This window comes from Streptomyces sp. GESEQ-4 (genome assembly GCF_017948455.1).
Classification (GTDB): Bacteria; Actinomycetota; Actinomycetes; order Streptomycetales; family Streptomycetaceae; genus Streptomyces.
Map to the genome: position 1 here is coordinate 200,034 of NZ_JAFFSU010000009.1, position 21,131 is coordinate 221,164.

17 protein-coding genes are annotated in these 21,131 nt (G+C 70.6%); 3 read left to right on the top strand and 14 right to left on the bottom strand.

What is annotated here, in order from left to right; all coding sequences use genetic code 11:
* Window positions 1-73: 73 nt before the first annotated feature.
* The 12 genes from KCH48_RS19695 to KCH48_RS19750 form a co-directional block, all read right to left on the bottom strand.
* Window positions 74-1,342: an MFS transporter gene (locus tag KCH48_RS19695; protein WP_374104694.1), complete on the bottom strand. Its 1,269-nt coding sequence runs from the start codon at window positions 1,340-1,342 to the stop codon at window positions 74-76.
* Window positions 1,343-1,475: 133 nt separating this feature from the next.
* Entirely contained in the window at window positions 1,476-1,811 is a 336-nt protein-coding gene (locus tag KCH48_RS19700) for an RNA polymerase-binding protein RbpA (protein WP_003957010.1), read from the bottom strand.
* A gap of 199 nt (window positions 1,812-2,010) precedes the next feature.
* On the bottom strand, window positions 2,011-2,241 hold the full coding sequence (secG, locus tag KCH48_RS19705; RefSeq protein WP_210576005.1) for a preprotein translocase subunit SecG: 231 nt from the start codon (window positions 2,239-2,241) through the stop codon (window positions 2,011-2,013).
* A gap of 113 nt (window positions 2,242-2,354) precedes the next feature.
* Complete coding sequence (gene tpiA, locus KCH48_RS19710; RefSeq protein ID WP_210575794.1) at window positions 2,355-3,131, bottom strand: triose-phosphate isomerase; 777 nt, start codon at window positions 3,129-3,131, stop codon at window positions 2,355-2,357.
* Between the two features lie 6 nt (window positions 3,132-3,137).
* The gene (gene pgk / locus KCH48_RS19715) at window positions 3,138-4,349 is read right to left on the bottom strand and encodes a phosphoglycerate kinase (protein WP_210575797.1); all 1,212 of its coding nucleotides are present in this window, start codon (window positions 4,347-4,349) and stop codon (window positions 3,138-3,140) included.
* A gap of 123 nt (window positions 4,350-4,472) precedes the next feature.
* Entirely contained in the window at window positions 4,473-5,480 is a 1,008-nt protein-coding gene (gap, locus tag KCH48_RS19720) for a type I glyceraldehyde-3-phosphate dehydrogenase (protein ID WP_210575800.1), read from the bottom strand.
* Window positions 5,481-5,715: 235 nt separating this feature from the next.
* A complete protein-coding gene (locus KCH48_RS19725; protein WP_210575802.1) occupies window positions 5,716-8,664 on the bottom strand; it encodes a M14 family metallopeptidase in 2,949 nt (982 codons plus the stop codon).
* A gap of 151 nt (window positions 8,665-8,815) precedes the next feature.
* Window positions 8,816-9,799: a DNA-binding protein WhiA gene (gene whiA / locus KCH48_RS19730; RefSeq protein WP_210575804.1), complete on the bottom strand. Its 984-nt coding sequence runs from the start codon at window positions 9,797-9,799 to the stop codon at window positions 8,816-8,818.
* Window positions 9,790-10,857 (bottom strand): uridine diphosphate-N-acetylglucosamine-binding protein YvcK, encoded by a 1,068-nt coding sequence (gene yvcK / locus KCH48_RS19735; protein ID WP_210575805.1) that lies wholly within the window; start codon window positions 10,855-10,857, stop codon window positions 9,790-9,792. Before yvcK ends, whiA begins: the two co-directional genes overlap by 10 nt.
* Window positions 10,854-11,810 (bottom strand): RNase adapter RapZ, encoded by a 957-nt coding sequence (rapZ, locus tag KCH48_RS19740; protein WP_210575806.1) that lies wholly within the window; start codon window positions 11,808-11,810, stop codon window positions 10,854-10,856. Before rapZ ends, yvcK begins: the two co-directional genes overlap by 4 nt.
* Window positions 11,807-13,849 carry an excinuclease ABC subunit UvrC gene (gene uvrC, locus KCH48_RS19745; protein ID WP_210575807.1) on the bottom strand — a complete coding sequence of 681 codons (2,043 nt, stop codon included), beginning with the start codon at window positions 13,847-13,849 and terminating at the stop codon, window positions 11,807-11,809. Before uvrC ends, rapZ begins: the two co-directional genes overlap by 4 nt.
* A gap of 53 nt (window positions 13,850-13,902) precedes the next feature.
* Window positions 13,903-14,574, bottom strand: coding sequence for a response regulator transcription factor (locus KCH48_RS19750; RefSeq protein ID WP_210575810.1), 672 nt, complete (start codon window positions 14,572-14,574; stop codon window positions 13,903-13,905).
* A gap of 199 nt (window positions 14,575-14,773) precedes the next feature.
* Between KCH48_RS19750 and KCH48_RS19755 the strand changes: the two genes are divergently transcribed.
* Window positions 14,774-14,929 carry a hypothetical protein gene (locus KCH48_RS19755; RefSeq protein ID WP_210575812.1) on the top strand — a complete coding sequence of 52 codons (156 nt, stop codon included), beginning with the start codon at window positions 14,774-14,776 and terminating at the stop codon, window positions 14,927-14,929.
* A 111-nt stretch (window positions 14,930-15,040) separates the two neighbouring features.
* Here KCH48_RS19755 and KCH48_RS19760 read toward each other — a convergent pair whose 3' ends face one another.
* Both KCH48_RS19760 and KCH48_RS19765 read right to left on the bottom strand, forming a co-directional pair.
* Window positions 15,041-17,740, bottom strand: a complete 2,700-nt coding sequence (locus tag KCH48_RS19760; protein WP_210575815.1) for a nitrate- and nitrite sensing domain-containing protein — start codon at window positions 17,738-17,740, stop codon at window positions 15,041-15,043.
* Between the two features lie 197 nt (window positions 17,741-17,937).
* A complete protein-coding gene (locus KCH48_RS19765) occupies window positions 17,938-19,350 on the bottom strand; it encodes a sugar ABC transporter substrate-binding protein (protein WP_246885542.1) in 1,413 nt (470 codons plus the stop codon).
* Window positions 19,351-19,520: 170 nt separating this feature from the next.
* On the opposite strand from KCH48_RS19765, the gene KCH48_RS19770 reads away from it, so the two are divergent.
* Window positions 19,521-19,892 carry a response regulator gene (locus KCH48_RS19770; RefSeq protein WP_210575822.1) on the top strand — a complete coding sequence of 124 codons (372 nt, stop codon included), beginning with the start codon at window positions 19,521-19,523 and terminating at the stop codon, window positions 19,890-19,892.
* Window positions 19,893-20,105: 213 nt separating this feature from the next.
* Complete coding sequence (locus KCH48_RS19775; RefSeq protein ID WP_210575825.1) at window positions 20,106-21,053, top strand: hypothetical protein; 948 nt, start codon at window positions 20,106-20,108, stop codon at window positions 21,051-21,053.
* Window positions 21,054-21,131: the final 78 nt, after the last annotated feature.

Consider the following 21,131-nt stretch of genomic DNA (forward strand, 5'->3'; position numbering starts at 1 on the left):
CGGACTTCAGCCTTCTTCCTGCCTGCTCGTGCTGCGTGCGTACCTTGCCCCGCTGCCGGTCCAACCTAATTGATCAGCGCGGGACGTGAGCTGTCGTGGTGTCGTCGTGCGGTGCAACAACAAGTACGTTCACCTTGAGCGCGGGTATCAGCGCGGTGACGGACAGGACGAAGAAGGCGGCCGCGAGCAGGGCGGGGGTGTTCAGTCCCCAGGTGGCGGCGACGGCTCCGCCGAGCAGGGCGCCCAGCGGTGCCCCGGCGACCCCGACGGTGCGGAAGGCGGAGCTGACCCGGCCCAGCAGTTCGGCGGGGCTGCGCTCTTGCATCAGGGTCGTGGTGTTGACGTTCCACACCATGCCCATGAACCCGAACACGGCCAGCGCCGCGGCCAGCCCGACGAGGCTGCGCACCGAGCCCATCACCACAAGCGCGCCGATCTGCACTGTGCCGGCGAGCAGCACCCCGCGGACCCGCCCCAGCCGGGCGATCAACGGTCCCCCGGCCACTCCGCCGGCCAGGCTGCCGACCGTGTACGCCGTCATGGCCACCGCGTATCCCGTGGTGCCCGCGTCCAGCCAGCCCGTTACCAGGAGCACCAGCGTGGCGATGAGGGCGCCCATGCCGATGTTGCACAGGGCGGTGGCGGCGCACAGGCCGCGCAGGGCCCGGTCCCGCCCCAGGGTGCGCAGCCCTTCCGCGATCTCCCGGCGCAGGGTGCTGCCCGCCGGTCTGGGTTTCCGCTCGGGCGGGGCGGTCCGCAGGGTGGCGACCAGCGCGGCCGCCACCAGATAGGTGACCGCGTCGGCCGCGAAGGGCACCGCCGCTCCGGCCGCGATCAGCAGGGGCACGACCGGCGCGCCCAGCAGACCGCCCGCGAGACGCTGCCCGGTCATCAGGCGCGCGTTCGCGCTGCCGAGTGCCGCGCGGTCCACCAGAGCGGGCAGCAGAGCCGTCGACGCGTTGTCGAAGAGGGTCTGGAGGGTGGTCAGAGCGAAGGCCAGCGCGATCAGCAGGGCGATCGAGGCGTGTCCGAGAGCCACGGCCACCGCGAAGGAAGCAACCAGCAGCCCTCGTACCGCATCGACCATCCACATCGCGCGCCGCTGGTCCACGCGGTCGGCGACGGCGCCACCCAGCAACCCGAAGACGATCCAGGGCAGATAGCCACACGCGGTTACCGCGGCGATCAGCATCGGCCGGTCGGTCAGCGTCGCGGCGAGCAGCGGCAGTGCGGCCGTACGCAGCGCGTCACCGAAACTGGAGAGCACGGCGGCACTCCACAGCCGCCCGAACCCCCCACGCCACGCCGGCGCACACCCGTCCCCCGTCATGACCGTCGCCACGACTCCCCCTCACGATTCGCCCGATGCACAAACCGTAGAGGGCACCACTGACAATCGGCCCGGGAGCGGGGGCCCGGCGTCCCGCAAACAGCTCCGGCCGGGCTCCTCTCGGTACCCGGCCGGTTCTCAACTCCTAGATTTCGCCCCGCAGTTTGGCGAGTGCCTCGGCGAGGATCGCCTCGCCGTCCGCGTCGCTGCGCCGCTCCCGTACATACGCGAGGTGCGTCTTGTACGGCTCGGTGCGCGGCGGGTCCGGCGGGTTGTCCCGGTCCTGTCCTGCGGGGAAGCCGCAGCGCGGGCAGTCCCAGGTGTCGGGGACCTGCGCGTCGCTGGCGAAGCTGGGCTGCGTCTCGTGCCCGTTGGAGCACCAGAAGGAGATGCGCAGCCGGGGCGCGGACTCGCCCCGCTCGGCCTCGCCCATCGGCCCCGCCCCGACCCGGCTTCCTCGGATCGCGTTGCCACTTGCCACGGTCGTAACTCCCTGCGTGATGGTGCCGCGAAGCGAGTCGGCGTTTCGCTTCGTTGCGAGCGCCTCAGTCTACGTAAGGCCCAACGCGCGTCCAGTGATTGGAGTTACAGCCCCCACACCTAGACGCAAGCCCCATGATAGGCCGCGCTCAGCTGCGCGTACCGAACATGGGGCCTTACGTACGGAATGTGCGTGCCGATCAGTTGTTCACCTTCATCAGAAGGCCGAGAACAACGATGCACGCGAACCAGAGCAGCCCGACCACCAAGGTGATGCGGTCGAGGTTGCGCTCGGCGACCGAGGAGCCTCCGACGGACGACTGCATGCCGCCACCGAACATGTCGGAGAGGCCACCGCCCTTGCCCTTGTGCATCAGCACCAGCAGCATCAGCAGACCGCTGAACACGATCAGGGCGATCGAAAACCCCATAACCACGGCTGGACCAACTTCCTCGGATCTGGATGGACGACAGGGGCACAGCCACCGGGCTGTGCCCCCGCAAGAGTACGACGTTCCGCCGCTACCGCATACTCACTGGATAATCACTGGTCGCGGAAGCGCACGATCTTGACGAACTCGTCGGCGTCCAGCGAGGCGCCGCCGACCAGGGCGCCGTCGATGTCGGCCTGGGCCATGATCTCGGCGACGTTGCCCGACTTGACGGAGCCGCCGTACTGGATGCGGACCTGGTCGGCCAGCTCCTGGGTGTACAGCTCGGCGAGCTTGCCGCGGATGGCGGCGCAGACTTCCTGGGCGTCCTCGGCGCCGCAGACCTTGCCGGTGCCGATGGCCCAGACGGGCTCGTAGGCGATGACGACGGACTCGGCCTGCTCGGCGGAGAGGTCCTTGAGGCCGCCCTCGACCTGGGCGAGCGTGTGCGTGACGTGGTTGCCCGCCTCGCGCACCTCCAGCTCCTCGCCGACGCACAGGATCGGCGTCAGGCCGTGCTTGTAGGCGGCCTTGACCTTGGCGTTCACGAGCTCGTCGGTCTCGGCGTGGTACTGCCGGCGCTCGCTGTGGCCGATCGCCACGTACGTGCACTTCAGCTTGGCCAGCATCGGGCCGGAGATCTCGCCGGTGTAGGCACCGGAGTCGTGCGCCGAGATGTCCTGGGCGCCGTACCTGATCTTGAGCTTGTCGCCGTCGACCAGGGTCTGCACGGAGCGCAGGTCGGTGAAGGGCGGCAGGACGGCGACCTCGACGGCCTCGTAGTCCTTGTCGGCCAGGGCGAAGGCGAGTTTCTGGACGTGCGCGATGGCTTCGAGGTGGTTGAGGTTCATCTTCCAGTTGCCCGCCATGATCGGCGTACGAGTGGTCATACGGGGTCAGTCCTCCAGTGCGGCGAGGCCGGGGAGCGTCTTGCCCTCGAGGTATTCGAGGGAGGCGCCGCCGCCGGTCGAGATGTGGCCGAATGCGGTCTCGTCGAAGCCCAGGATGCGGACGGCGGCGGCGGAGTCGCCGCCGCCGACCACGGTGAAGCCCTTGGACTCGACGAGTGCCTGGGCGACCGACTTGGTGCCCTCGGCGTAGTCGGGGTGCTCGAAGACGCCCATGGGGCCGTTCCAGAAGACGGTGGCGGCGTCGGCGAGCTTCGAGGCGTACAGGTTGCCGGACTCCGGACCGATGTCCAGGCCCATCTGGTCGGCGGGCATGGCGTCCGCGGCGACGGTGGTGGGGTTCGCGGGCGCCTTGGTCTTCAGGTCCGGGAACTCCGCGGCGGTCAGCACGTCGACGGGGAGTACCAGCTCGACGCCGCTCTTCTCCGCACGCTCGATGTACTCCTTGACGGCCGGGATCTGGTCCTCCTGGAGGAGGGAGACGCCGACCTCGTAGCCCTTGGCCTTGAGGAAGGTGTACGCCATGCCGCCGCCGATGAGCAGCCGGTCGGCCTTGGCGAGCAGCTGGTCGATGACGGCGAGCTTGTCGGAGACCTTGGCACCGCCCAGCGCGACGACGTAGGGCCGCTGGACGTCCTCGGTGAGCTTCTTCAGGACACCTACCTCGGTGGCGATGAGGTAGCCGGCGTAGTGCGGCAGGCGGGCCGGGAGGTCGTACACGGAGGCGTGCTTGCGGTGGACCGCGCCGAAGCCGTCGCCGACGTAGACGTCCGCGAGGGCGGCCAGCCGGTCGGCGAACTCGCCGCGCTCGGCGTCGTCCTTGGCGGTCTCGCCGGCGTTGAAGCGCAGGTTCTCGATGACGGCGACGTCGCCGTCGTGGAGGCCCGCGACCACGGACTTGGCGGATTCGCCGACCGTGTCGGTCGCGAACGCCACGCCCCGGCCCAGGAGTTCACCCAGGCGAGAGGCGGCGGTGGCGAGGGAGAAGGCGGGGTCCGGGGCGCCCTTGGGGCGGCCCAGGTGCGAGGCGACGACGACCTTGGCGCCCGCGTCCGCGAGGGCCTTCACGGTGGGCAGCACGGCGCGGATGCGGCCGTCGTCGGTGATGGTGCCGCTGTCGAGCGGGACGTTCAGGTCGGCGCGGACGAAGACCCGCCGGCCGGCCACGCCTTCGGCGAGGAGTTCGTCGATCGTCTTCATGAAGAGGGCTCCTGGGAGGGCTGGTGGTCCAAGAGTGCTGATCTGTACGTGAGTCAGGGCTCGGACGGCGCGTCCCTGCGCTGCCCGAGCCCTGCGTTCACATCGTGGTGCCTGATCGGTGGATCAGAGCTGGTTGCCGACGAAGACCGTGAGGTCGACGAGGCGGTTGGAGTAGCCCCACTCGTTGTCGTACCAGCCGAGGATCTTCACCGACGTGCCTTCCTGGACCATGGTCAGGGAGGAGTCGAAGGTGCAGGACGACGGGTCGCTGACGATGTCCGAGGAGACGATCTCGTCCTCGGTGTAGGTCAGGTAGCCCTGCAGCTCGCCCTCGGAGGCCTTCTTGAAGGCGGCGTTGACCTCGTCCTTGGTGACCTCGCGGGACAGCTCCACGACGAGGTCGGTGGCCGAGCCGGTCGGGACCGGGACACGCATCGCGATGCCGTCCAGCTTGCCCTTCAGCTGCGGCAGGACCAGGGCGGTGGCCTTGGCGGCACCGGTGGTCGTCGGGATGATGTTCTCCGCGGCGGCCCGGGCGCGGCGCAGGTCCTTGTGCGGGAAGTCCAGGATGCGCTGGTCGTTCGTGTACGCGTGCACCGTCGTCATCAGACCCTTGACGATGCCGAAGTTCTCGTCGAGGACCTTGGCCATCGGCGCCACACAGTTGGTGGTGCAGGAGGCGTTGGAGATGACGTGGTGGTTCGCCGGGTCGTACTCGTCCTGGTTGACGCCCATCACGACGGTGATGTCCTCGTCCTTGGCCGGAGCCGAGATCAGGACTTTCTTCGCACCGCCCGCGATGTGCTTCGCGGCGTCGTCCTTCTTGGTGAAGATGCCGGTCGACTCGATGACGATGTCGACGCCCAGCTCGCCCCACGGGATGTCGGCGGGGTTGCGCTCGGAGAGCACCTTGATCGTGTGGCCGTCGACGGTGATCGTGTCGGCGGTGTGGGTGACCTCCTGCTTGAGGCGCCCCAGAATCGTGTCGTACTTCAGCAGGTGAGCGGTGGTCGCGGTGTCACCCAGGTCGTTGACAGCCACGATCTCGATGTCTGCACCCTGCTCCAGCAGCGCGCGGAAGTAGTTACGACCGATGCGGCCAAAGCCGTTGATGCCTACGCGGATCGTCACGAACCGATCTCCTCGTTGGTACGCCGGTTTCGAGACCGGCGAGCTGTATGGGATGTCCCCGACCGCCTACGACCCTACCTCCCTGTGGCCTCGGTGGTGACATCGAGATGTCCCATACACGGCAGGGCGGTCCGTACCCGCCAGTAGGGGTACGGACCGCCCTGGCCGAGAGCCGTGATCACTCACGGATCACTCGATTTCGCTACGGCGAGTCGGTCACCGTTGACCGGCCGGTTCACCCTTCGAGCGCCTCCAGCGCCTTGCCGATCAGGGTCGTACGGCCGATGGGCGCGGTGACATGCTCCAGACCGAAGCCCAGCAGCACGGTGTCGTCCGTGGTGACGGCGCCGTACGTCTTGAACAGCTCGCCCGCGCGCCCCCAGTCCTTGACCACCGCGGGGCTGCCCGCGGGCGGGCCGGGCGTGCTCCAGGCACCCAGCGACGTCTCGAAGCCCTCGGTCTCCGCCGCGTTGCCGCCGATCACGACGGACGCGTTGTCGGCGAGGACGCCGCGCCCACCGGTGCCGGGGTCGCTGACGTAGCCGAGGGAGACCTCGACCTTCTTCCCGGCATACGCGGAGAGGTCGAAGGAGACCTCCTGCCAGCCGGAGGACGACCCGGTGAAGCTGTTCCAGGAACCGGACGTGCCGGTGGGCGTGCAGGCCCCTGAGGCGAGCGTCAGATACCGCTTGAGGGCGGGATGTGCCTGGATGAAGTACCCGGCGTCGCACTCGGCGGGCACCGCCGTGCTGGTCGCGCCGCCTGCCTCCGGGAGCGTGGTCCAGTCGTCGGCACCGGCCGTGCGCGCCTCCAGGAGGGCGTGGTCGTAACTCTTCTCCGTGTCCCAGAGCAGCCTGGTCCGCAGAGTTGGCTTTTCGGACGCACTCACCGCGGTGAGGTCGATGGTGCGGGTGAGGCGGTTCCAGGCGTAGTCGCTGTGCGTGACGGCGGCCATGGAGGCGCCTTCGTACGGGCCGTACGGATTGACGGTGCCGGGGTAGGCACCCGCTCCCGCGCTCTCGAACTGCGGGTGGGTGTCCACGGGCAGCGTGTCGGAGGTGACGCTGTACGACCCGGCCGCGTTCAGCGGGTTGCCGGGGGCGCCGCCCAGCGGTGTGGTGGCGCCGAGGAGCGGGCCGGAGCCCTGGAAGGACGTGGCGTCCGGCAGGGACGTACGGGTGTAGGCGCCCAGGTAGTACTGGCTGAAGTCGTTCGACAGGGTGCCGCCGCCGAGGTCGACGGAGCCGCCGGCCTGCTCGCCCGCCTCGATCAGCTTGCCGCCCTCGTTGAGGAAGGCACGCAGTTGGAGCTGGGTGGCGTTGCCGGGGACGCCGGCGCCCGTGTAGTGGACGACCGTGTCGAAGTGGCTGAGCACGCCGAGCGCGTCGGGCGCGCCCTGGGTGACGTCCCAGACGACGGCCCTGCGGCCATTGGCCTTCAGCGCGTCGACATAGGTCTTGGCCTGCGTGGCCGCCGCGCCCTCTTCGGCGACAACGAGCGTGTCGGCCCTGGGCCGTTCGGCGATCTTGTAGGTGAAGTGCTTGCCGGCGACCGGCTTTCCACTCCTGGTCCTGCCGGTGAACCAGACCTCGACCTTGTCGCCGGGCTCGCCGTCGCGGACCTTGGCCCGGTACTCGTCGAAGTGGATGTTGTCCTCACCGCCGTAGGTCTCTCCGCCCTTCCAGGGCCGCAGAGCGCTGTCCCGGGTACGGCCGCCGTTGACGCGGTACTTGAGCTCCTTGTCGCGCACCGACTTCCGTGCGACGACGGAGACTTCCTGGTCGGCGCCGCGGGAGTACGACGTCGTGAAGGGGGCCGGGGTGAAGTCGGCGGCCTTCAGGCCGACCGAGGAGGACGGCTGGTCCGGGTGGGCGGCGGACTCGGCGACGGAGAGCGCGAACGGGATGTTCTTGGCGAACTCCTGCTGGATCAGGGTCTCGTCGTCCGGGAAGGTGAAGATCGACTGGCAGTCGTCCGGGTTCCACTGGTCGTCGGGGTCGACGCTGGAGGCGGTTTCGCAGGTCGACATCTCGGGGGTGAACATCGCCATGCCGTTGACGTTCGCCGCGTGGCCGTCGGCCTCACCGTTGGTGGTGTACAGCTCCGAGGAGACCTGCGGGTGGTAGCCGGGGATCGCGGAGTTCTCCGGCGTGCCGGCGAGGGCCTCGTACACCACGTCGTCCGGGGTGGGTGTGGCGACCTGCCAGCCGACTCCGTAGAGGAGGAGTTCGGCGGCGGAGTGGTAGTTGATGCCGTACTCGAATCCGATGCGCCGCTCGAAGGCGTCCAGGGCCCGGGTCTCGGGCTCGGAGTTCGGGGCGGCGCCGCGGTAGGTCTGGCTGGTGGGGTTGGGGGACGAACCCTCGTCGTCGTAGCCCCACTTGTAGGCGAAGTTGCGGTTGAGGTCGACGCCGTCGCCGGTGCTGATGACACCGTCGCCGTTGACGTCCCGCAGGTTCTTGCGCCACAGGCGGTTGTCGGAGTTCTCGAAGGTGTGGTCGTAGCCGTCCGGGTTGGCGGAGAGGACGAACCACAGTTCGGTCGAGTCGACGATCTTCTTGATGCGCTTGTCGGTGGCGTAGTTGTCCACGTAGTGGTGCATCAGCCGCCGGGTCATCTCCGGCGTGATCCACTCGCGCGCGTGCTGGTTGGAGAGATAGAGGACGGAGGGCTTGGCTCCGTCCTTCGTCTTCTTGGCGTTCTTGGTGAGCTTCAGCGCCAGGATGTCCTGGCCGTTGATGGTCTTGCCGATGGAGACGACCTTGGTCAGGCCCGGGTTGGCCCGTGCGGTGGCGAGGATCTCCTGCCGCAGTCCGCCGTCCGAGCTGTACGGCCGGAACACGCCCTCGGCCGCGGCCTCGACGCGGGCCTCGGCCTTGCCGGAGAGCGTGTGCTCGGTGAGGTCGACGCCCTGTTTCTCGAGCTTGTCGGCCTGTTGGTCGGTGAGATAGACCTCGACGGTGGCCGTGCCCTTGTCGGGCACCTGCTCGCCGAGTTCGTGGCCGTCCTGTCCGGTGGCCAGCAGCAGGGGTACCTGCTTCTGGGTGACGTCGGCGCGGAAGACCTTGACCTCGTCCCCTCCCGAGGACGAACCACCGCTCTGCGCCTGGGCAATGGGTGCGATGCTCGCTCCACCGATCAGGAGTGTGCCGACAGCGAGGATCGTTCTCGCTCTATGTCTCATGAACCCCCCTAGCAAAGCTCGCCACAGCAGCGAACAGATGCCAGGCTCATGACAGTTCATGATCGAGTCAAGGGTGCCTCAACGCCGTGCAACACGCTGGTGCCGACGCCCAGTTGGGCGTCGGCACCAGCGTGTTGCATGCGTGTTCGGGTCAGCCGGCGTCGGCCATCTCCTCCGTGAGGCTGGACTCCGTGCCCGGGATGCCGAGGTCCTGGGCCCGCTTGTCGGCCATCGCGAGCAGTCGGCGGATACGGCCCGCCACGGCGTCCTTGGTCAGCGGGGGGTCGGCGAGCGCGCCGAGCTCCTCGAGGGATGCCTGCTTGTGCTCCATGCGCAACCGGCCCGCCGCCGCGAGATGCTCGGGCACGTCGTCGGCGAGGATCTCCAGGGCGCGCTGGACGCGGGCGCCCGCGGCTACGGCCGCGCGCGCGGAGCGGCGCAGGTTGGCGTCGTCGAAGTTGGCAAGCCGGTTGGCCGTGGCCCGGACCTCGCGGCGCATCCGGCGCTCCTCCCAGGCCAGCACCGACTCATGGGCGCCGAGCCGGGTCAGCAGGGCGCCGATGGCGTCTCCGTCACGGACGACGACCCGATCGACGCCGCGTACCTCACGGGCCTTGGCGGCGATCGACAGCCGGCGGGCGGCGCCGACGAGGGCGAGCGCGGCCTCGGGACCCGGGCAGGTCACCTCCAGGGAGGACGAGCGGCCGGGCTCGGTCAGCGAGCCATGGGCCAGGAAGGCGCCGCGCCAGGCCGCTTCGGCATCGCAGGTGGCCCCCGAGACCACCTGCGGGGGCAGGCCGCGGATCGGGCGGCCACGGCCGTCGACCAGGCCGGTCTGCCGGGCCAGCTGGTCACCGCCGGCGACGACCCGCACGACGTAGCGCGAACCGCGGCGCAGCCCGCCGGGTGCCATCACGATCAGCTCGGAGCTGTGGCCGAAGATCTCCAGGATGTCCCGCTTGAGCCGGCGGGCCGCCATCGCGGTGTCCAGCTCCGCCTCGATCACGATGCGCCCGCTCACCAGATGGAGGCCGCCGGCGAACCGCAGAACGGCGGAGACCTCCGCCTTCCTGCAGCAGGTCCGGGTGACGGGGAGCCGGGAGATCTCATCCTTCACCGCTGCCGTCATCGCCATGGGCCGATCCTTCCATGCATCCGAAAAATACGGTCGTACGCGGCGGCCAGCAGCTCCGGGTCATGCCTGGGGCTGCCGTCCCTCCGGGCCACCGGCGCCAGCTCGACCGCCGCACCGAGCCGCTTGGCGGCCTCGGTGAGTACAGCGCGGTCGGGCACGGCGGCCTCGTCGGCCAGCACCACGTCCAGGGCGAGTTTAGGGGCGTGTCGTCCCAAAACCTCCAAATGACGCTGCGGGGAGAAGCCCTCGGTTTCTCCGGGCTGCGGCGCGAGGTTCAGGGAGAGTACCCGGCGTGCCTTCGTCTGCGTGAGGGCGTCCAGCAGCTCGGGCACGAGCAGATGCGGGATGACCGAGGAGAACCAGGAGCCGGGGCCGAGCACCACCCAGTCCGCGTCGAGGACCGCCTCGACGGCCTCGGGGACGGCGGGCGGGTCGTGCGGTACGAGGTGCACGGACTGCACCTCGCCGGGGGTGAGCGCGACAGTGGCCTGGCCGCGGACGGTGTCGACGTCCTCGGGCCGGTCCGGGTCGTGGCCCTTGACCAGGGCCTGGAGCTCCAGCGGAACGGCGGACATGGGCAGCACGCGGCCGTGCGCGCCCAGCAGCTTGCCGACCAGGTCGAGGGCCTGGACGTGGTCGCCGAGCTGCTCCCACAGGGCGACGATCAGTAGATTGCCGACCGCGTGGTCGTGCAGGTCGCCCTGGGACTGGAAGCGGTACTGGATGACGCGGGACCAGGTCTGGCCCCAGTCGTCGTCGCCGCAGAGCGCGGCCAGCGCCTTGCGCAGGTCGCCGGGTGGCAGCACGCCCAGCTCATCGCGCAGGCGCCCGCTGGAACCGCCGTCGTCGGCCACCGTGACGACGGCGGTGAGGTCGCCGGTGATCCGGCGCAGTGCGGCGAGCGAGGCGGACAGGCCCATGCCGCCGCCGAGGGCGACGACCTTGGGCTGTGTGCCGCGGCGGCGCGCACGGCCGCCGCGGGCCTCGGCGGGCCGGCCGGCCCGGGCCTCGGGCACGGCCCGGCGCAGCCTGCTCAGCCGCGGTGTACGTCCTGTCATTCCCGTCCCATGTCCCGGTGCACGACCACCGTCTCCACACCCTCGGCCGCGAGACGCGCGGCGAGCTTCTCCGACATGGCGACCGAGCGGTGCTTGCCGCCGGTGCAGCCGATGGCGATGGTCACATAGCGCTTGCCCTCACGGCGGTACCCGGCGGCGATCAGCCGCAGCAGTTCGGCGTACCTGTCGAGGAACTCCTTGGCGCCGGGCTGGTTGAAGACGTACGCGGCGACCTCCTCGTGGGTGCCGGTGTACGGGCGCAGCTCCGGGACCCAGTGCGGGTTGGGCAGGAAGCGCATGTCCGCGACCAGGTCGGCGTCGACGGGGAGGCCGTACTTGAAGCCGAAGGACATGACGGTGGCCCGCAGCTCGGGCTCCTCGTCGCCGGCGAACTGCGCGTCCATCTTGGCGCGCAGCTCGTGCACGTTGAGGCTGGAGGTGTCGATCACCAGGTCGGCGTCGCCGCGCAGCTCGCGCAGCAGCTCACGCTCGGCGGCGATGCCGTCGACGATGCGGCCGTCGCCCTGGAGGGGGTGCGGGCGGCGCACCGACTCGAAGCGGCGGACCAGGGCGTCGTCGGAGGACTCCAGGAAGACGATCCGGCGTGTGACGTGCTTGGCCGCGAGGTCGGCGAGGGACTCGCGGAGGTTGTCGAAGAAGCGCCGGCCGCGGACGTCGACGACGACCGCGATCCGGGCGACGTTGCCCTGGGAGCGGGCGCCGAGCTCCACCATGGTGGGGATCAGCGCGGGTGGGAGGTTGTCGACGACGAACCAGCCGAGGTCTTCCAGACACTTGGCTGCTGTCGAGCGGCCGGCCCCGGACATGCCGGAGATGATCACCAGCTCGGGGATGGCCGGCTCGGGGGCCCCGGCGGTGTCGCTGCCCGTAGTCACCTGTTCTCCGTCGCTCTGGTCTTCCTGGCCTGTGGGTTGCTTGTCCTGCTCGCTCATCTCTCCATCCCCCGTCGCTCGTCCGGGGTGCCCGCGGACACGGGCTCCCCCGGGGTGCCCGCCGTCGTCTCGGGCGCCCCGTCTTCCATGTCGTCCATGATCTCTCCGGTCGCCGTGTTCACGGCGGGTGCCGCCGGGGCCGCCTGAGCGAAGGCCACGGCAATGGTCTCGGCCGTCTTACGACCTATGCCCGGAACCTCACAGATCTGGTCAATTGTCGCGGATCGCAACTTTTTCACGGACCCGAAGTGTTTGATCAGTGCCTGCTTGCGGGTCTCGCCGAGTCCCGGCACATCGTCCAGAGGGCTCGACCGGAAGCGCTTGGCACGCTTGGCGCGCTGATAGGTGATCGCAAAGCGGTGGGCCTCGTCGCGAACCCGCTGGAGCAGGTAGAGGCCCTCGCTGGTGCGGGGCAGCACGACGGGGTCGTCCTCGTCCGGTACCCAGACCTCCTCCAGGCGCTTGGCCAGCCCGCATACGGCGATGTCGTCAATGCCCAGCTCCTCCAGGGCCCGCTGGGCGGCAGCGACCTGCGGCCGGCCACCGTCGACGACGACGAGCTGCGGCGGGTAGGCGAAGCGCTTGGGCCGTCCGTTCTCCTCGACGAGACCGTCCTCCTCGCTCCACTCCCCCGTCTTCTCCTTCTCGGCGAGGTACCGCCTGAAGCGGCGATTGATCACCTCGTGCATGGAGCGGACGTCGTCCTGGCCCTCGAAGCCCTTGATCTGGAAGCGCCGGTACTCGCTCTTGCGCTGCAGGCCGTCCTCGAACACGACCATGGAGGCCACGACGTCATCGCCCTGGAGGTGCGAGATGTCGTAGCACTCGATGCGCAGGGGGGCGCTGTCCAGATCGAGGGCCTCGGCGATCTCCTCCAGGGCGCGCGAGCGCGTGGTCAGGTCGGAGGCGCGCTTGGTCTTGTGCAGGACGAGGGCCTGCTGGGCGTTGCGCTGCACCGTCTCCATGAGGGCCTTCTTGTCGCCGCGCTGCGGGATGCGCAGGGAGACGATCGAGCCGCGGCGGTCGGTGAGCCACTGCTGGACGGGTTCGACCGGGTCGGGCAGCGCCGGGACGAGGACCTCCTTGGGGACCGCGTCTCCAGTCTCCTCCCCGTAGAGCTGCTGGAGGGCGTGTTCCACCAGGGCGCCGGTGGTGATCTCCTCGACCTTGTCGGTCACCCAGCCACGCTGGCCGCGCACGCGTCCGCCGCGGACGTGGAAGATCTGCACGGCCGCTTCCAGCTCGTCCTCGGCGACCGCGATGAGGTCGGCGTCGGTCGCGTCGGCGAGCACGACCGCGCTCTTCTCCATGGCCTTCTTCAGGGCCTCGATGTCGTCGCGCAGGCGGGCCGCCCGCTCGTACTCCATCTCCTCGGCAGCCGCCGTCATCTGCTTCTCCAGGCGGCGCAGATACGTGCCCGTGCGGCCGGCCATGAAGTCGCTGAACTCCTCGGCGAGTTCGCGGTGCTCCTCGGCGGAGACCCGGCCGACGCAGGGCGCGGAGCACTTGCCGATGTAGCCGAGCAGGCAGGGGCGGCCGGTGCGGGCGGCGTTCTTGAAGACGCCGGCCGAGCAGGTGCGCACGGGAAAGACGCGCAGCAGGAGGTCGACGGTGTCGCGGATCGCCCACGCGTGCCCGTACGGCCCGAAGTAGCGCACGCCCTTCTTCTTGTGGCCGCGCATCACCTGCACGCGCGGGAACTCCTCGTTCATCGTCACCGCGAGGTACGGGTAGCTCTTGTCGTCGCGGTACTTGACGTTGAACCGGGGGTCGTACTCCTTGATCCAGGAGTACTCCAGCTGCAGGGCCTCGACCTCCGTGGACACCACGGTCCACTCCACGGACGCGGCCGTGGTGACCATGGTGCGAGTGCGCGGGTGCAGGCCCGCCAGGTCCTGGAAGTAGTTCGCCAGGCGCTGGCGCAGGCTCTTCGCCTTTCCGACGTAGATCACCCGGCGGTGCTCGTCGCGGAACCTGTACACCCCGGGCGAGTCGGGGATCTGTCCCGGCTTGGGGCGGTAGCTGGAGGGGTCGGCCATGGTTCACACCCTACTGGCGAGGGGTGACAGAGCGACGAGCCTGTGGACAACGCCTATCGGGTCTCGAGAAAGGTCAGGACCGCGAGGACACGGCGGTGGGCGTCGGTGTCCTCCTGGAGGTTCAGCTTGCCCAGGATGCTGCGCACATGCTTCTCGACGGTGCCCTCGGTGACCCACAGGCGGCGGCCGATGCCCGCGTTGGAGCGGCCCTCGGCCATGAGGGCGAGCACCTCGCGCTCACGGGCGCTGAGCTGGGAGAGCGGGTCGTCGCGGCGCTGGGCGGCGAACAGTTCGTGCACCAGCGACGGGTCGACGACCGAGCCGCCCCGGTGGATCCGTTCCAAGGCCTCGATGAACTCGTCGACCACCGTGACCCGGCTCTTGAGGAGATAACCGACCTGCCGACCGCTCGCCAGCAGCTCCAGGGCGTCCTCGACCTCGACGTACGCGGACAGGACGAGGATGCCGGTGCCGGGGTGGCGCTCGCGGATGGTGCGGGCCGCCTTCAGGCCCTCGGTGGAGTGGTCCGGCGGCATTCTTATGTCGACGATCGCGAGGTCGGGTCTTAGCTCGGCGACCAGTTCCAGCAGCCGTTCCGCGTCACCCGCCTGGCCCACCACGTCGTATCCGACGCGCTCGCAGAGGCTGGCGAGGCCCTCGCGCAGCAGAACGTCGTCGTCGGCGAGTACGACCCGTCCCCGCGCGAGCTGCTGCGATGCGTCCATGGTCCCGGCTCCCCTTGCCCGACCGGTGTACTGCGCCCCAACAGCCTGCCCGACCGCCTGGGTTACGGCTAGCCGGAAGCGGGATTGGGGGGTGGCCGTGACGACATGGGGACATCGGCGGGCCATGCTCTAGGCAGCGGTTGCAAACGGACCGGCAGCCTCCGCAGGAGGCCGCCGGTCACGGCGAAGGGCGCGGCGGATGCGGCGGACGCGGATCGAGAGAGCACGGCGGCCGGCCCGGGCCCGCCGCGACGCGGACGACCTGTACGCGCGGCCCCTGGACCCCAGGGATCCCGACATCGTGCGAGCCAAGCGTCTGCGGCTCGCCGGGAACGGCGGTACCGACCGCCTCTAGAGCCGGACGGCAGGCCCTCCGTCCGAAGAGGCCGCCCGGAGCGTATGCGCACGTCACAGAGTCCTGGGTCCCCCCGTCCCGGACGACTCCCCTCGTGTACGTTCCGGGCGGTCACGTATCCGTCACCGCCCTGGTCAGCGGCAACCGTACGGTCAGGGTCGTGCCCTGGTCCGGCGGACTGCTGACGGTCAGCCTGCCGCCGATCGCCTCGACACGGTCGATGAGGCCGATCAGGCCGGAACCCCGTGCGGGCTCGGCGCCGCCCGTCCCGTCGTCGGCGATCGTCACCTCCAGGGCGTCGTCGTAGGTTCGCGCCGTCACTTGTACGACGCTCGCGCGCGCGTACTTGGCGGCGTTGGTGAGGCATTCGGAGGTGACGTAGTAGACGGCGACCTCCGTCTGCTCGTCGAGCCGCTCCGGCGGCAGACGGAGGTCCAGCTCGACGGGGACCGAGGAGCGCCGGGCCAGGGCGCGCAGGGCGGGACCGAGGCCGCCCTTGGAGAGGATCGCCGGGTGGATGCCGCGGGCGACCTGGAGCAGGTCCGCGAAGGCGTCGTCGAGCCCCTTGGCGATGTGGTCGAGCTGGTCGGGCAGGGCGTCGGGCTGCTCCTCCAGCATCGACTGGGCCGTCCTCAGGTCCAGTTGGAGCGAGACCAAGCGCTGCTGGACCCCGTCGTGCAGATCGCGTTCGATACGGCGCCGGGAGGCGTCCCCGGCGGCCACCACGCGCGCGCGTGACGCCGTGAGCTGGGCCCGGCTGTCGGCGTTGGCGAGGGCGGTGGCGGCGAGTTCCGTGAAGTCGGCGAGCCTCGACTCGGTGCCTGGGGGCAGTGGTTCCGGCCCGGCGGCGGCCGCGACGACGGCACCCCACAGACGGCCGTCGACGACGATCGGCGCACCGACGGCACATCCCACGCGCGCGGGGCGCCGCGTCGCCGCCACCTCGGCCGCGACCGCCTCGCCCTCGGCCGCGGGACCGCGGGCGGTGCCGAGGACGGTGGCGGTGCCGTCGGCGGCGTACCGCAGGACGGCGACGGAGCCGCTGCCCAGGACCGTGCCGACCTGGTCGGCGACTTCGGAGAACACCTCCTGCGGTGGCACACCGCGGGCCACGAGGGTGGCGACCCGGCGCAGCGCCGCCTGCTCACGGGCCGTGCGGCGGCTCTCGGTGACGTCGCGGGCGGCGGCGTAGATGAGGCCCTCGTCGGTGACCGGGCGCGCGCTCCACTGGAGCCAGCGTTCGGTGCCGTCGGCCCGCAGCAGGCGGTTCTCGAACTCGGCCAGCTCCGCACCGCCGGCGAGCCGTTCGAGGGCGGCACGCGTGCGTGCCCGGTCGTCCGGGTGCACCAACTCCAGCAAGAGCGTGCCGACGAGCGCATCGGTGGTGTGGCCGAGGGTCCGCTCGAAGGCGGGATTGACGCGCTTGAAGACGCCGTCGAGCCCGGCGATGCACAGCAGGTCGAGCGAGAGGTGGAAGATGCTCGCCAGCTCCCGCTCCGCCAGTCGGCGCCGTCCGTGGGCCGCGGCGAAGGACGCCATGGTGCCGTTCATGCCGCCCAGCAGCCGCGCCCAGGTCCCCTGGAACGCGCCGACGTCCGCCCGGTGCCAGAGCCGGTTGTCGTCGATCGCCTCGTTCATGGCGTGGATCTCGGCGGCGAGCCGTTCGGTCGTCACCCGCAGCTCGCGGAACGTGTCGGCGACGTCGCCGAGTTCGTCCCGGCCGGCGTACCGGATGTCGTACGACAGATCGCCCTCCGCCAGCGCCCTGGCGCCCGCGGAGACCTCGCTCAGCGGCCGGGTGATCGAGCGCCGCAGAGCCAGCGCGAGGGCGGTGACGGAGGCGAGGACGCCGATGGAGACGACAAGGTCGCGTATCTCGCGCCGCTGGGCGGCGTCGAGGTCGGCGGCGGCGGTGCGCCCCAGCTCGGCCGCCGCCCGTCCCTGGATGCCGCGCAGGGCGTCGATCCGGGCCGTCGAGGCGGTCATCCAGCGGTCGTACGACGGCCAGTTCCGTCTGCTGTCCGGATCTGCCAGTGTGTCCCGGGTCTTGCGCACGACCAGGCCCGGGTTCCGCAGGAGCGTGGCGTAGAGCTCGCTCTGGAGGGCGGCGGAGGCGGTCTGCCGGAAGGCGTCCAGGCGGGACCGCTCCAGGGCCGGCCAGCGGTTCGTCGCGGCTGCTCGGGCGGGCGGGGCGTGGAAGAGGACGGCGAGTTCGACGCGTTCGCGTTCGGCGGCCTCGATGGCGTCCAGGAGCGCGAGGTGGGCGTCGGCGGCGCGGCCCGACTCCCGGGTGGGGCGGCCGGATTCGAGGGTGGCGACCGTGCTGAGCAGGTCGTCCTCGATCGTGTCGTACTGGCCGGCGAGCTGCGGGGCGGTGAGGGAGCCGGTCCGGATCTGGATGCGCAGGGCGTGCAGCTTGCGGTCGGCGGCGTCGAGCCGGCCGGGGACGTCGGGTTGGCCGGTCCAGGAGCGGCTGTCGTCGAGGGCGTTGTGGAGGACGGTCTCGGTGGTCTGCTGGGTGGCGGACCGTTCCCGCAGGGTGGTCGAGCCGGGGCGCAGCCGGGCCTGGACGGCCGCGATGCGCTCCCGGGCGACCGCATCGGTGAGCGCCGTGGTCGCGAACGACACCCGGGTCGCGGCGCTGAACTCCTCGAGGGCCCGTGCCTCCCGCCACTGGCTCACGCCGCCGACCAGGGTGAAGACCAGCATGGTCGTCACCGGCAGCAGCACGAGGAGCATCAGCTTCCGGCCGATGCGGAGACGGGCGAGGAAGGGGATGCGGGGCGCGGTGAGTGGTCGGGGGCGGAGCATGACCGGCTCTCAGGTTCCAGGGGCGGATTCCAGGGGGCGTATCCCCGCGAACTCCGTGGGGGGAACGAATGGTTCGGTGGCCCGGCTTGCGCAGAGTCCGCGGGCGTCTCCGGCCCTCCTTGCGTGCGCAGGGCCAACAGCATGCCGCTCGGGCCGGCGGCCGTCCACGGGTGCGCCTGCAGGCGGCACGGGCCCGTCTACGGCCCGTTCGTCGGATACCCGTCGTGAGCGGCCAGGTCCTCGTCGATCCGCTCGGCCGCCGCGTCCAGGGTGGACTGGACGGGAGCCCCATCGAGCATGATCTTCGCGAAGGCCCGGGAGAAGGCGTCGGTGATCACCGGATAGGCGGGGGTCTGTGGCCTGGGGCGGGCGAATCCGCCCCGCAACTGCTCGAGGAACAGGCGCTCGGCGCCGCCGGGGGCGTACTTCGTGGAGAGCTTCAGGGCGCTCTTCGTGGCCGGGATCGCCCCATTGGCCACGGTCATCCGGTGCACCTGCGCGGGCTCGAGCAGATACGAGAGGAACCGCCAGGCCGCGTCACCGTCGGTGGCGTCCGCCGGGATGCCCCACTGCCAGGAGCCCATGCCGGTGACGGTGCCCGAGCCGAAGTCGGGCAGCGGAACGATCGCGACGTCACCGGGAAACGCCTTGTCGAACTCCCCGTACACCCAGTGCCCGCACCAGCTGATCGCGCTGCGGCCCGTCACGAACGCACGGTCGTCCTCGACCAGATCGACGAGACCTTCCTCGACCCAGCTCCGCATCGTGGTCAGCGCCTTGACCGACTCCGGCCCGTTCACATGGCCGTCGGCCGTGCCTCCGCTCCGGGGGTCGATGAGGTCGCCGCCCGCCGACCACACGGCGGGCGCGAAACCGTACGTGTTCCACTCCTCGCCCGGTGACGCGTCGACGAGCCGGAGGTCGAGCGGGGCCTTGTAGCCCTGCTCGCGGAGTTCGCGGAGGATGCCGGTGAGTTCGGTGGCCGTCCAGGCGTCGTCGGGGCCGGCGGGGATGCGTACCCCGGCTTCCTTGAGCGCCGACGTACGCACGCACAGCCCGAGGCCCGAGTCGAAGGTGCCGACGCCCCACAACCGGCCCGCGTAGCCGCCCTGTCGGCGGATCGAGGGCAGCAGATCGTCGCGGACGCCGTCGGGGACACAGGAGTCGATCGGCTTGAGCTTGCCCGACCAGGCGTAGCTGTACAGGTTCGGCCCGTCGAAATCGAGCAGGTCGGGCAGGTCGCCGCTGGCCGCGGCGGACAGCACCAGGTCGGTGTACGGGCGGTTCTCGGGCAGCGCGACCAGCTCGACCCGCACCTGCCGCTGCGCCTTGTTGAACTCGCGGACCTGCGCCTTCAGCGTGCTGAGCTCACCGCTCGGCCCGGCATGGAACCACACCCTGAGGTGCACGGTCCCGTCGATCTTTCCGTCACAGGTGGTGTCTTTACGCGCCGAGCGCCCGTCATCCGACGAGCCGCCACCTCCGCTGTCGCAGGAGGCCAGCAGGAGAGCGGCACACAACGTCCCCGGGACCAGGACGCCCCGAACCCAGCGGACGCGGGGCCACGCGCGCGTGCCCGTGCTTTCGTGCGACACCTTCGTGGCGTTCATGACGCACCCCCTCACCGGGCGACACGGGCCTCCCCAGGGTGCCGTCATGCTACCGCCGGTCGGCGGGCGACTGCGCTGGGTGAGTCCGAACCGGCTCTTCCGGCACAGGACTTCAGCACTTTCCGGCTAGCAGGAAGGCGCAGCCGCCCCTTGGTTGGCAATCTGTGCCCATGACCTTGCGCTGTCTCCTCGTCGATGACAGCGCCCGGTTCCTGGAGGCCGCACGGGCCTTGCTGGAGCGGGGTGGTGTACGGGTCGTCGGTCTCGCCACGACGGGCGCTGAGGCGCTCGCGCTGGCCCAGCAGGCGGCACCGGACGTCGCGCTGGTCGATCTCGACCTCGACGGCGAGAACGGCTTCGACGTGGCCCGGCTGCTGACCGGCGAGGTACCCGCGGTGATCCTGGTGTCGACCCACTTCCGGGAGGACTTCCAGGAGCTCATCGCGGCCAGCCCCGCGCGCGGGTTCCTGCACAAGTCCGCGCTGTCCGCCCGCGCGATCCAGGAGGTTCTCGGCAACGACGACTCCGGCGCGCCGACTTGACGTCGCGGACGGCGACACGGCCGGGACCGCACCGTCCGTTCCGCATGAGGTGTTGTCGGGACCTGGTCAACACGCTTCAATGCGGGGGAACTCGGGGCCGAGAACGCAGGCGTACGGATGTGAAGACTTCCCCGGCGCCGATGGGGGTGGCCCCCTGACAGCCTGCGCGAACGGTCTGACCAGCCGTTGAACATTCGACAGAAGGGCCCCTGCATGCCGCACGCCACCCAAGCCGCGGACGTCGCCGCCGAACTGGACACGGCCCTGCGAGGCGGCCCGTTCCACGTCGCGCTGCGCGCCGCGATCGCCGCCCGTGGACTGCCGCTGCAGCGCGTGCAGCACCATCTGTCCCGCTACGGCGTCAAGGTCGGTGTGACGAGCCTGAGTTACTGGCAGCAGGGGGCACGGCGCCCGCAGCGCCCCGAGTCGCTGCGGGCCGTGCGGGCGCTGGAGGAGATCCTCGGGCTGCCGGAGGAGTCCCTGATCCGGCTGCTCGCCGACACCGACGAACCCTCCTCCGCCGGGCAGCGGCCCGCCGGCCGCTCCTACCGGTCGTTCGTCGAGGCCTCGGGCGTCCTGGAGCGGCTGCTGGCCGACCTCGATGCGCGGGCCGAGTGCGGGCTGCATGCCCTCGGACACCACGAGCGGATACGGATCGGGACGCACCGCGAACTGCAGGGCCGCGAGTCGCACCACATCGTGCGCGCCCACCGGGACGGTGTCGACCGCTTCTTCGCCGTCCACCACGGCGACGAAGGGTGCGCTCCGGAGCGCATGACCGTGCACGCTCTGGAGAACTGCCGTACGGGGCGCGTCTGTTGGGATCACGCCACGGGTGTGCTGGTGGCCGAGCTGCTCTTCGACACCCGGCTGCGGGCCGGCGACACCTTCCTCTTCCGGTACGGCGTCGAGGACGGCACTGCCGGTGTCTCCCGCGAGTACGTCCGCGGGTCCGGGCCGGCGGGCGGTCAGTACGCCCTTCAGGTGCGGTTCGACGAACACGCCCTGCCGGTGCGCTGCCACCGGTTCCATCAGCACTCGCCGGCCGCACCCCGCAGCGGGCGCCAGGAGCTGGCGCTCAGCGGACGGCACCACTCGGTGCACATCGTCGAGCCGCGGGTGCGGACGGGGATGGTGGGGATCGGGTGGGACTGGGAGTGAGGGGGCGGGTTGAGGGCGGGTGGCGCTGAAGGCGGGCCGCGCTCGGGGCGGGTGTGCTGGGGGCGGGCTGTGCCGGGG